We start from the raw sequence: 12,051 nt of genomic DNA on the forward strand, positions 1-12,051 counted from the left end.
AAGGTGTGAGCGATGGCATATAATACAGCAGATAAACTTTATGACAACATAGCGGCAATCCGTATAGCGCTGGATTACCGGGAAAGCCAGGTGCTGGATCAGAACCAGGTTGCCGCCCTTAAAAAGTATTCAGGTTTTGGCGGAATAAAAAGTGTATTGCTGGGGCCTGGTACAAGATCGGAGTGGACATCCCGTGGTGCGACGGATTCGGATTTTAAATTTTACGCTGAAGTTGAAGTTTTGTATTCTCTACTTAGGGATCATTTCGACGAAGGGGAATATAAAACAGTAGTCGCTTCCCTGAAGAACAGCATCCTTTCCGCCTTCTATACTCCGGAATTGATTCCCCAGACCATATTCAAGGTCTTAAAGGAAAATGGGATAGAACCTCAGCATATTTTGGAAACCAGCGCCGGAGCCGGTGTCTTTGTAACAGAAGCCGCCGCAAATTATCCGGATGCCAGGATCACCGCAATTGAGAAGGATATCTTAACGGGCAAGGTTTTACAAGCGCTCTGCAGTACTATCCCAAATGGTATGAAAGTCCATGTTACCGGCCTGGAGCAAACCGGTGCTGCTGATAATGGAACCTATGACCTGGTGATCAGCAATATTCCTTTCGGCAATTTCTCGGTTAATGATCCGGAGATCAGGAACCCCCGGCTTACGGGCAAGATCCATAACTACTTTTTTGCAAAAGGGCTTGATAAGCTCGCCGATGGCGGTCTGCTGGCTTATATTACTACAAACGGGTTTTTGAACAGCCCATCCAACGAAGCTGCCCGGCAATTTTTATTTGAGCATTCGGATTTCGTAAGCCTTATGGTCATGCCGGATAACCTTATGAAGGATACCGGCAATACCGAAGCGCCAAGTCACCTCCTTATCGTTCAAAAAAACGCATCGAAGCAGGAGCTTTCTTCCAACGAGCAATTATTGGTAAGAACCGTTCAATCAGCAAACCAGTTCGGAGATTATTATCTGAATACCTATATAGCAAAACCGGGAAATGAGCACATTTATCTTGGTGAGGTTAGTCCTGGCCTTAACCAATATGGTAAGGCACATGAAATGGTATGGCATTCCGGCTCTTTGGAGTTATTGCGGCAGCCCCTTCTGGAGCAGCTGAGTACTGATTTTTATATCAATTTCAACCAAAAGAATTTTCCTTCCTTAAAGGAAGCAAAAGAAATCAGTGCCCCAGGTAAAAAGCTCACCTTTTTACCGCTGCCGGAAACAAAAGCGTTGGAAGCTTCCGTACAATTAGGTCTTTTTGAGGCTATGCCTGCCGAAACGATCAACAGGGCATTTTCCTATCTGCAGGAAAAGGATCATACCTATATCCAAAAACAGACCGTAAGGATCATCAGCACGGTAAAGACAACGGAACGCCCCGAACATGAGAGCATTTTGCTTTTGACGGGCAAAACGGCGAAAGGGAATTATTATACCTATAAACTGTATTCCAACCTCGCAGAGATCAATTTATCTGCCCAATGGATGAATGCTTCTCAACTTGCATTTGAGATAAAGAAGCTTGGTGAGGACCTTCAGCAATATGCTTATGATTTCACCTACGAAGGGGACAGAAGTTTTGAAGATGCCTTCGGTATAGACCGAAGTGCTGCAATTCCCTTCCAGGATATGAAGCCTTTTTATAAGGAGGGTATGCTTGTGCTGTCGGGTAGCCAGGTCGGAAATTTAGTTTATACGGACCGGGAAAATGCAGAACCTTTATTTAAGCCGTTAGCTGGAAATGACCACCAGGATTTCTATAAGCAGTACATCCATACAAGAGATGTCTACCATGCCTTATTTGCTGTTGAAGCAGGAGGCGATTCCCAGGACGAGGGGGATCAGCTAAGGAAGCAATTGAACGAAAATTATGACCGGCTGGTTAAACAGTACGGACTGTTAAATACTAAAAGCAACCAAAGGCTTTTGCTGGCCGATACAACTTCTGGCATTACTATGCTTTCCTCCCTGGAGCGACGCGAAAAAGACCAGTATGTCAAATCCGATATTTTTTCGGTAAACCTGAATAAGCCGCAGGCCAGTTTTGAAACGGAGGATGCCGTTGATGCGCTGGCACATTGCCTGAACGTGCAGGGCAAAGTTGACCTGGACTATATTTCAGAATTGATCCATAAAAGCGAGGCTGAAACAATAGCTGAACTTGGCAACCATGTTTATCATAATCCTGTATCGGGTGTTTGGCAGACCGCTGATGCTTTTCTGAGTGGGAACGTGGTGGACAGGTTGAAAAAATTACAGGAGATAAAACCTGATGCCGAAGATGCTATACAGTATCAAAAAAGTCTTGAAGCCCTGGAGCAGGCTCAGCCTGAAAACATTCCCTTTGAACTTTTGGACTTCAACCTGGGGGAAAGGTGGATTCCGGTACGGTACTATGAAGAATTTGCAACGCAGCTATTTGCCGTTGAAACGAAGATCAACTTTCTGCCATCACTGGATGCATTCAAGGTAACGTCTTCGTCCCGTAATGCAAAGATAGAACAGGAATACGCCATTGCGCCAAAGAATGGACGTAAAGTGTATGGGAATATCCTGCTGGAAAATGCACTGGAAAATACAGCGCCTTATTTTACTTATGAAACCACAATTGATGGTGAGAAGGTTCGGTTGCCTGATAACGAGGCCACGCAGCTTGCCCATCAGAAAATTGAAAGCATCAGGACCGGTTTTATCCATTGGCTGCAAGACCTACCTGCAGCAGAGCAGAAAAATCTCGAAAACCTTTATAATGAAAAATTCAACTGCTACCGGTTAAGGGAATACAATGGAAGCCACCTGACTTTTCCGGGCCTGGACAGGCAAGCATTGGGCATATCGGATTTGTATGATTCGCAAAAGGATGCTGCATGGCGTCTGGTACAGAACAGGGGCGGACTGATAGACCACGAGGTGGGTCTGGGTAAGACGCTTACCATGATCATTGCTGCCCAGGAAATGAAAAGGCTAGGTATTGTATCCAAACCGATGATACTTGCCCTGAAAGCTAATGTGGATCAGATCCGGAATACTTACCGCTTGGCTTACCCGAACGCAAAAGTACTGGCGCCAGATGAAAATGACTATGAGTCCTCTAAAAGGGTCAGGCTGTTTCATGAGATCAAAAACAATAACTGGGACTGTATTATTCTAACGCATGATCAGTTTGGCAAAATCCCGCAGGCTGCCGAAGTACAGCAGGAAATACTTTCTGCCGAACTCGATTGTGTTGAAATGGATATAGATACGGTCCGCACGCTGGACGGGAATGTTTCCAAAGCAATGCTAAAGGGACTTGAAATACGTAAAGCTAATCTTGCTGGCAAATTAAGGGCTATAGAGCGCAGGATAGAGGATAAGAAAGACGATGGCATAGATTTTAGGCAGACCGGTATTGATCATCTATTCATTGATGAGTCCCATAAATTCAAGAACCTGACTTTTACCACCAGGCATAACCGGGTAGCCGGGTTGGGAAACGTTGAGGGCAGTCAGAAGGCGCTCAATATGCTTTTTGCCGTGCGCACGCTGCAGCAAAAGTTTGATTCCGATCTCTGTGTTACCTTCTTGAGCGGTACACCGATCTCCAATAGCCTTACCGAGCTGTACCTTATTTTCAAATACCTGCGTCCAAAGGAAATGGCCCGCCAAGACATTGAAAACTTCGATGGCTGGGCAGCGGTATTTGCCCGTAAAACTACCGACTTTGAATTTTCGGTTACCAACCAGATCATTGCCAAAGAACGGTTTCGCCATTTTATCAAGGTTCCTGAGCTGGCCATGTTTTATAATGAGATCACAGATTATAAGACTGCTCAACATATCAGCCTGGATAAACCAGCCCTGGATGAGGTGCTTGTCAATATTAAGCCCACACCGGACCAGCTGGACTTTATCAAGCGGCTCATGGTATTTGCCAAAAGTGGTGATGCAACCGTTTTGGGCAGGCCTAAGCTTTCATCTTCGGAAGATAAGGCAAGGATGCTTATCGCCACCAACTATGCAAAAAAGATGTCTGCAGATCTGCGGCTCATACATCCCCACCGGTACGGAGATCACCCGGATAACAAGGTAAATGTCTGTGCAAGAAAGGTAGCAGAGTGGTATAACAAAAGCCAGCTGCATAAAGGAACCCAGATTGTCTTTTCGGACATCGGAACGCCAAAGCCTGGTCAGTTCAATATCTATGACGCTTTAAAGGATAAGCTGGTAAAGGATTTTAGAATACCTGCAAAGGAAATCACCTTTATCCATAATTGGTCAGAGAAAAGGAAACCTGAGCTGTTCCGCAAAATGAACAGGGGCGAGATCCGTATCCTGATCGGAAGCACGGAGAAGGCAGGGACCGGCTTAAATGTACAGGAACGCATTGTAGCCATGCACCACATAGATATCCCTTGGAAACCATCAGAGCTGGAGCAGCGCAACGGTCGTGGAGCGAGGCAGGGTAACAGGATTGCCAAAGAATTTTACGGTGATAAGGTCATGAACTATATCTACGCAGTGGAGCAGAGCCTGGATAATTATAAGTTCAACCTGCTTAAAAACAAACAGCTTTTCATCTCACAGATGAAAAACAGCGAGCTGAACGTGAGAAGCATAGATGAAGGTTCTATGGATGAAAAGAGCGGAATGAATTTTTCAGAATACATAGCAATACTTTCCGGCGACACCTCCTTATTGGAGAAAAGCAAGCTGGAGAAAAAGGTCGCTGTGATGGAAAGCCTGAAAACCGCTCACTTCAGGGATGTTTCCCGGTCACGCTACCAAATAGATGCTGAATTGGAGGAGCAGAAGGCAAATGCAAGGACCTTGGAGCTACTTACCGGGGATGAGGTAAGGTATAAAAAGGCACTTCAATTCGATAAAGAGGGTATAAAGCTCAATCCGGTCCGGATCATCGGGGTAAAGAGCACTGAATCCGAAGATATCGGCAAGCAGATCCTTAGCCTGTACCAGCAATTCGGAATTCATGAGGTAGATGTCGCAACGAAGATCGAAAAAATAGGTACTCTATACGGTTTCGATCTGTTCATAAAAAGGGCTGATGTTTTTTTTGGTGTATATAAAAATTCACTTTACGCAGAAAGCCCCGAATCCGGTATCAAATATACCTATAACGACGGTATCCCTAACGTTGATAATCCAAAGCTGGCAGCCCGTTATTTTCTCAATGCAATTGACAGGGTGAGCAAGGTAAAGGAGCAATACCAAAAGAAAAATGAAGATGCTGAGCAGAACCTGACCATGCTGCAGGAAATCGTAGCAAAGCCTTTTGAAAAGGAAAATGAGCTGAAAGAAATGAAAGTGCAGCTGCTTGTGCTCTCCAAAGAAATTGAAGAGAATATAAGGGAGAAACAGAAAGCGGATGCAATGGTGAGCGTTGAAGAGGACCTGGAGCCTATAGATATAGAAGATATCGAGACTGAGGAGCTGGGAATGGATCTCGGCGTTTTCTTACCCGCTACAGATTATCAACTTGATGAAGAGCTGGAATTTGAGGAGGAACAGGTTCCGACAATTAAAAACGAAAGAAAAATAAAAATAAAATTATAACCCATGGCCAGTGTATATGCGATCAATAAAGGGATCAACAAGAGTGTCGAGTTCAAAGGTCTTAAAGCTCAATATATATGGTACCTCGGTGGCGGAATTCTTGGGCTGCTGGTGCTGTTTGCCGCCCTTTACATTATCGGGGTCAACCAGTATATCTGTATTGCGATCATCCTGACCGCCGGGTCTGGACTGGTTTATAAAGTTTACGGAATGAGCAATAAATATGGCGAGCATGGGATGATGAAGCTTATGGCATCCCGTAGCATACCCAAAGTAGTAAAGTGTAACAGTAGAAAGGTTTTTAGGAAACCGGCGAATAAAAGATAAAGTAAATTTTTAGTGAGGATGGAACGTGAAAAGGTAAAAGTTGATATAGCGGGAACAGTGTACCTGGTAGACTTAAAAAACCTGCTATTGCACCCGGTTGAAGAAGGTCTTAAGATTGTGGATCTCAAAGATTGCAGGGTCATGATGGATGATGAATGGGAGTATGTTGGACATTATGATCTCCAGAAACGGGAGCAGGTTGTTTTTCCGGACAATACGGTAAATCTTCCACCAGAACATATTGTAGAATTTGTGCTTCCGGCTTACCGCGATCTGGATGAAGTGGCCTGGCAACAACTCCATGGAGATAATGGTGATCCTGAGAATATCGACCCGGGCATAACGTATCATGTAGCACAAATTATCCCCATAGAAAGCTCTATCCTGGGGCTTGATATTGCCGAAAATAATATTCCGGATACTATTAATCAGCTTCCGAGAGCATTGCCAAGGATTGAGATAGAAGGAACAGAATTTATCGTGGATGTGATGAAGGAAGAGATCCGGCAAGCCTACAAACCGAATAATGCCATACAGTATAGTGAAATGTATTATAAGGGAAGCCATTACCTTCTGGATTTTGATTTGGATACAAAGAATATTGAAAGCGACAATAGTGATAATGTAAAGGAAGTAAGAATCCCTTCAATGGTTGATTCAGACCCGGTAGGTATGTCTTTAAAAACCGGGAAGACAATAGAAGAATTAAAGGATAAAACCGATTTTGAGTTAATAGTTAACCGGGATGCGTTAGCGCAGCGGCTTAGTGGAATTCTCCCGGTTATTGAGATTAAGGGCCATCCTTTTTATGTTGATTTAAAAATGGATGCCCTGCGTCCAAAAGATGATTTCCTTTCTGAAGGAATAAAGTTCGCGGATATAGCATATGACAGCACCCCGGATGGGAAGTACTACTGGGTTTCTTATGACCCGTTAAATCATGAATACCGTGAGCTTGATCTAAGGGAATCCATAGAATTACCTAAAGATATTGTCATCATTGAGATTCCCATGGAAGAGTACCTTGATCCGGTGGGATACGCAAGGAACGGTGGCTGGGATTTAGAGGAAACGATAATGCGTTATGGACTCACGCAACATTCAATTGCCAGGGAAGTACCCTGGTCTGAAACTTCAATCCCGGAAATTATCGAGTTTAACCGGAAAGAGAAAAAGCTGGATATGGATATAGAGCAAGAAAAACTGCCTGCTAAAGAAAAGAAAAATAAGGGACCGAAATTATAAGGTTCAAAAAGTAAATCATTTAAGGAATTGTGAGATGGAAAAGTGGATGGATGATTTAATGCCTATAATGGGTATCGAGCACGATTGTGTGCTCAGCAAACAGGGAGATATAACAGTAGGTTTTAAAGTAGAGCTGCCGGAACTATTTTCCCTGTCGAATGGTGAATACGAAGCGTTCCACCAGGCTTGGGTAAAAGCCATCAAGGTACTGCCCAAACACAGCATACTGCACAAACAGGATTGGTTTATTGATTCCAAATTCAAACCCGATTTCAAAAAAGAAGACATCAGCTTCCTGTCCAGGAGCAGTGACCGCTTTTTTAATGAGCGCCCTTACTTGGATCACAGCTGCTATATTTTCCTAACCAAAAAACCGGCAGGCCGGAAAAATGGAAGTTCTCTGTTTTCAAACCTACTGCGCCGCAGTATTGTTCCCGAGCAGACCCTTAAAGCTACCATGCTTCAGGATTTTTTAGATGCCTGCGGACAATTCCGACAGATCATGCAGGATAGCGGTTTTGTGGGGATGAAACGCCTGAAGGATGCAGATTTTTATAGCGATGAACGGACGATGGGCATTATTGAACGGTATTGCTTCCTTGCTGAAGAAACAGATCAATTTATTCTCAAGGATACCCAGTTCAATAAAGGAGATATACAGGTGGGTGGCCAACATTGCCAGCTATATACCCTGGGTGATGCAGCAGATCTTCCTGCCCTTTGCGGCAGCAGGATCAATTACGACAAATACAGCACCGATAAAACGAAATTCTCCGTAGGCTTTGCCAGTCCCCTCGGGCAGCTATTACCCTGTAACCACATTTACAATCAATATGTATTTATTGATGATGCGCAGAAAACCATCAAAAAACTGGAAAGCAAAAGATTGCGGCTTCAGTCTTTATCCGCCTACAGCCGGGAGAATAGCATCTCCAGGGATGCCACGAATGATTTTTTAAACGAGGCCATAGGGGAACAAAGGCTTCCGGTAAAAGCGCATTTTAATATCCTGGTCTGGACAAAAGACAAAGACGAGCTGAAAGATCTGAAAAACCAGGTCAGCTCCGCACTTGCCAAAATGGATGCCGTTGCCAAACAGGAAACGGCAGGTGCAGCTCAGATATTCTGGGCAGGCATACCCGGTAACGAAGCAGATTTTCCGATGAACGATTCTTTTGACACGTTCACCGAACAGGCTACCTGCTTTTTTAATCAGGAAACCGGTTCCCGCACATCACTTAGTCCCGTGGGCATTCGCTTAGGGGACAGGCCTACCGGAAAGCCTGTGCATGTGGATATCAGTGATGAACCTATGCTCCGGGGAATCACCACTAACCGGAATAAATTTCTGATCGGTCCTAGTGGCTCCGGCAAATCTTTTTGGACAAATCATTTTTGCAGGAGCTATTACGAACAAGGAACCCATATCGTTATTGTCGATGTTGGGCATAGTTACAAAGGACTCTGTGACCTGGTTGGCGGCTATTATTTCACCTACTCGGAAGATAACCCGATTAAGTTCAATCCGTTTTATATTGGTGAGGGTGACAGCCTGGATACAGAAACGAAAGAGAGTATCAAAACCTTACTGGTGGCGCTTTGGAAAAGTGAAGACGAGACTTTCAAGAGAAGTGAATATGTAGCGCTCAGTAATGCCATCCAGCTTTACTTTGAAAAGCTGGAAAATAATGCAGACCTGTTTCCGGGATTCGACACCTTCTATGAGTTTCTGAAAGAAGACTTTGTTCCGGCTCTGGAAAGAGACGGGGTAAAAGAGAAAGATTTTGATGTAAATAATTTTCTGTATGTCCTGCGTCCTTATTACAAAGGAGGTGAGTTTGATTATTTGCTCAATGCAAAGGAGAATCTGAACCTGTTACAGGAGCGCCTGGTAATTTTTGAAATTGATGCAATCAAGGAGCACAAAATTCTTTTTCCGGTCTGCACGATTATCATCATGCAGGTGTTCATCAACAAGATGAGGAAGCTGAAAGGTGTGCGCAAGCTGATCCTGATCGAAGAAGCCTGGAAGGCTTTAATGAAAGAGGGATTCGCAGAATATATAAAATACCTTTTTAAAACGGTCCGGAAATTCTTTGGGGAAGCAATGGTTGTTACTCAGGACATAGAAGATATTATTTCATCCCCTGTAGTGAAGCAGGCCATCATTAATAATTCAGATTGTAAGATCCTTCTTGACCAAAGCAAGTACCAGAATAAGTTCGACCAGATTCAGGAGCTGCTCGGCTTGACGGATAAGGAAAAGGCACTTGTCCTTTCTGTTAACAAGGCCAACGATCCCCGTCTGAAATACAAAGAAGTTTTCATCAGCCTTGCCGGTATCCAGAGCAGGGTCTACCGCACCGAGGTTTCTCCGGAAGAGTATTATGCTTATTCCACGGAAGAGAAAGAAAAGGTTTTGGTAGCGCAGTACACAAAGAAATACGGAAGTATTCAAAAAGGTATAGCAGCGTTGGTCGCTGATATGAAAACGCAAAAACCATTAATCATCCAAAATTAATAAGAATGAAAAAGCCAAATGTAATCCAAAGGATTGTGCAGTTGCTCAGAGTCCTAAACCATTTTATATCAGCTCATAGTGCAGTGTTATCCGCATTAAAAGATCACACTATATACTTTAATGATGGTCACGGATCAGGACACCCGGGGATTCCCAAAACTATGAAGATAACGATGGAGGGAAGCCTTTACCGGGTTACCGAAACGAGTTATTTAAATGAAAAACCATTCGGGGAAAAATCCTGGCTTGCAACCTATGGTTGGCATTCCAATGGGCATCTCATTGAGATAGGCGGTAACCGTTATTGCATATTCGATAGTATCAATAGACGGATACTTATTGAAGAAGAAGTTGAATACGGATACCAAGTAGAAGAGTTTGTGCAACAATAAAAGATAAGTCATGATAAAAACAATTTTTAGGATAGCGCTGCTTGTTTGCTGCATTGCTTTCCAGCCTGTAAAAGTGTCCGCTCAGATTCCCATTCTGGACCTGATCAAAGGTGCAGCAAAAAAAGTGATCAAAGCTATCGATCTAAAGATCCAGCGGCAACAGAACAAGGTGATCTGGTTGCAGAATGCGCAGAAGGTACTGGAAAATGAAATGTCCAAACTAAAGCTCGATCAGATAACGGATTGGACTGATAAGCAAAAAGAGCTGTATCAAAAGTATTTTGATGAACTGAAAAAGGTGAAAAGCATCATCAGTTATTACCAGCGCATCAAAGAAATTACCAACAAGCAAAGCCGGTTGATTAAGGAATACAACCATGCCTGGGGCCTCCTGCGTAACGATAGCCACTTTACTTTAAAGGAGATTGAATACATGAGCAGTGTTTATAGTGGCATCCTTGGTGAAACCCTTAAAAATATTGACCAGATCATGCTTGTAGCCAATTCCTTTAAAACACAGATGACCGATGCGAAACGCATTGAGATCATTAACGCGGCGGCTGAGAAAATGGAACAGAATTATGCAGACCTGCAGGTTTTTAATAATCAAAACGCGATGCTGAGCCTGAGCCGGGGTAAGTCCGCCGAAGAAATAGCGGTGATCAAGAAAATGTACGGATTACAATAACCAATAATAGCGATAGAAAATGAAGATAATAATAATGCTACTCCTAGTATTCTTGAGTGCAGGGGCGATCAGAGCACAGACATTCGACGAATGGCTCCGGCAAAAGAAAACCCAGAAAAAATACCTGCTGGAACAGATTGCTTCCCTAAAGGTATATGGCGGTTATCTGAAAAAGGGCTATGATATTTCAAAGAAAGGCCTGAATACCATTAGCGCCATTAAAAACGGCGACTTCGGCCTGCATTCTGATTTTTTCAATTCCCTGAAAACGGTTAACCCTGAAGTTGGCAGGTATTCCAGGGGCCGGGATATTTTAGAGCAGCAGGAATTGATTGCAAAGAAGATAGACCGCATAAAACGGGAATACAATCAGTCCGGCATTTTCAGCAGCCTTGAAAAAAAATATTTTGATAGGGTTTTCCAAAAGCTGGAAACAGACTGTAAACAGACTATCGAAAAATTGGACCAGGTAGTAAGAAGCGGGGAGCTGGAGATGAAGGACAGTGAGCGAATCGAACGCATCGACGTATTGTATACCGAGAGTACCGGACAGCTTGATTTTGCAAATGCCTTCAGCAATTCCATTATCCTGCTTGCTGTTCAACGGAGCAACGAAAAAAATGATCTCGATAACATCCGTACCTGGTACGGTATAAAAGGAAACTAAAATGAAAAAATACTTAATCATGCTATGGGTCGCATTAATGTTTTTGGCTCATATCCCACAAGCAAAGGCACAGACCGATGAGATAGCGCAGCTGGCGCTCAACATTGAAAAACTGGCGCAGCTCAAATCCATCCTAACGGATCTTAAAAAGGGTTATACCATTGTCAGTAATGGGTACGGGACGATCAAAAATATTTCGGAAGGTAATTTTAATATGCACGAATTGTTTCTGGACGGCCTGTTACAGGTAAGCCCGGCTGTGCAGAAGTATTACAAGGTCTCGGGCATCATTAATTACCAGGTCCGTCTGGTGAAAGATTACAAGTCCGCATTCAACCGCTTTAAAAATGCCAACTGCTTTAATCCGAAAGAAATGGAATACATCAGCGGCGTTTATGGCAGGCTGGCTTCAGAGAGCCTGCGCAACCTGGATGACCTGGCTAGTGTGGTGACGGCAAATAAGCTGCGAATGAGCGATGACGAAAGGATCAGGGAAATTGACAGGATCTATGCCGATATGGAAGATAAGAGCACCTTTCTCAACAACTTTAATTCAAGCACATCCATGCTGGTACTCCAGCGCCGGAAACAGCTTTCGGAAATAGAGGGAGTACGTAAAATGTCAGGCATAAAATAACAGCAA

Annotated in this window: 8 protein-coding genes; all 8 read left to right on the plus strand. The window is 43.7% G+C overall.

The annotated features are described in order from the left end of the window. The first annotated feature begins 12 nt into the window (after nucleotides 1–12). From OQX64_RS04105 to OQX64_RS04140, 8 genes are read left to right on the plus strand one after another with little or no spacing between them, the layout of a single operon-like run. The gene (locus OQX64_RS04105; protein WP_265817751.1) at nucleotides 13–5,568 is read left to right on the plus strand and encodes an Eco57I restriction-modification methylase domain-containing protein; all 5,556 of its coding nucleotides are present in this window, start codon (nucleotides 13–15) and stop codon (nucleotides 5,566–5,568) included. A 3-nt stretch (nucleotides 5,569–5,571) separates the two neighbouring features. Next, on the plus strand, nucleotides 5,572–5,895 hold the full coding sequence (locus OQX64_RS04110) for a DUF4133 domain-containing protein (protein ID WP_265817752.1): 324 nt from the start codon (nucleotides 5,572–5,574) through the stop codon (nucleotides 5,893–5,895). An 18-nt stretch (nucleotides 5,896–5,913) separates the two neighbouring features. Continuing rightward, entirely contained in the window at nucleotides 5,914–7,140 is a 1,227-nt protein-coding gene (locus OQX64_RS04115; protein WP_265817753.1) for a hypothetical protein, read from the plus strand. A gap of 34 nt (nucleotides 7,141–7,174) precedes the next feature. After that, the gene (locus OQX64_RS04120; RefSeq protein WP_265817754.1) at nucleotides 7,175–9,661 is read left to right on the plus strand and encodes a TraG family conjugative transposon ATPase; all 2,487 of its coding nucleotides are present in this window, start codon (nucleotides 7,175–7,177) and stop codon (nucleotides 9,659–9,661) included. Between the two features lie 5 nt (nucleotides 9,662–9,666). After that, nucleotides 9,667–10,053, plus strand: coding sequence for a hypothetical protein (locus OQX64_RS04125; protein ID WP_265817755.1), 387 nt, complete (start codon nucleotides 9,667–9,669; stop codon nucleotides 10,051–10,053). Nucleotides 10,054–10,063: 10 nt separating this feature from the next. Further along, a complete protein-coding gene (locus tag OQX64_RS04130; RefSeq protein WP_265817756.1) occupies nucleotides 10,064–10,741 on the plus strand; it encodes a conjugal transfer protein TraI in 678 nt (225 codons plus the stop codon). A gap of 34 nt (nucleotides 10,742–10,775) precedes the next feature. Then, complete coding sequence (locus tag OQX64_RS04135; protein ID WP_265817757.1) at nucleotides 10,776–11,408, plus strand: hypothetical protein; 633 nt, start codon at nucleotides 10,776–10,778, stop codon at nucleotides 11,406–11,408. A 1-nt stretch (nucleotide 11,409) separates the two neighbouring features. Further along, a complete protein-coding gene (locus tag OQX64_RS04140) occupies nucleotides 11,410–12,045 on the plus strand; it encodes a TerB family tellurite resistance protein (RefSeq protein WP_265817758.1) in 636 nt (211 codons plus the stop codon). The last annotated feature ends 6 nt before the right edge of the window (nucleotides 12,046–12,051 follow it).

The sequence above is a fragment of the Pedobacter sp. GR22-10 genome (assembly GCF_026239715.1).
In the GTDB taxonomy this organism is placed as follows: Bacteria; Bacteroidota; Bacteroidia; order Sphingobacteriales; family Sphingobacteriaceae; genus Pedobacter.

Bases quoted from the DNA above. Each gene is read 5' to 3' on its own strand.
- OQX64_RS04105 (WP_265817751.1), top strand. From the start codon at position 13: ATGGCATATAATACAGCAGATAAACTTTATGACAACATAGCGGCAATC.
- OQX64_RS04110 (WP_265817752.1), top strand. From the start codon at position 5,572: ATGGCCAGTGTATATGCGATCAATAAAGGGATCAACAAGAGTGTCGAG.
- OQX64_RS04115 (WP_265817753.1), top strand. From the start codon at position 5,914: ATGGAACGTGAAAAGGTAAAAGTTGATATAGCGGGAACAGTGTACCTG.
- OQX64_RS04120 (WP_265817754.1), top strand. From the start codon at position 7,175: ATGGAAAAGTGGATGGATGATTTAATGCCTATAATGGGTATCGAGCAC.
- OQX64_RS04125 (WP_265817755.1), top strand. From the start codon at position 9,667: ATGAAAAAGCCAAATGTAATCCAAAGGATTGTGCAGTTGCTCAGAGTC.
- OQX64_RS04130 (WP_265817756.1), top strand. From the start codon at position 10,064: ATGATAAAAACAATTTTTAGGATAGCGCTGCTTGTTTGCTGCATTGCT.
- OQX64_RS04135 (WP_265817757.1), top strand. From the start codon at position 10,776: ATGCTACTCCTAGTATTCTTGAGTGCAGGGGCGATCAGAGCACAGACA.
- OQX64_RS04140 (WP_265817758.1), top strand. From the start codon at position 11,410: ATGAAAAAATACTTAATCATGCTATGGGTCGCATTAATGTTTTTGGCT.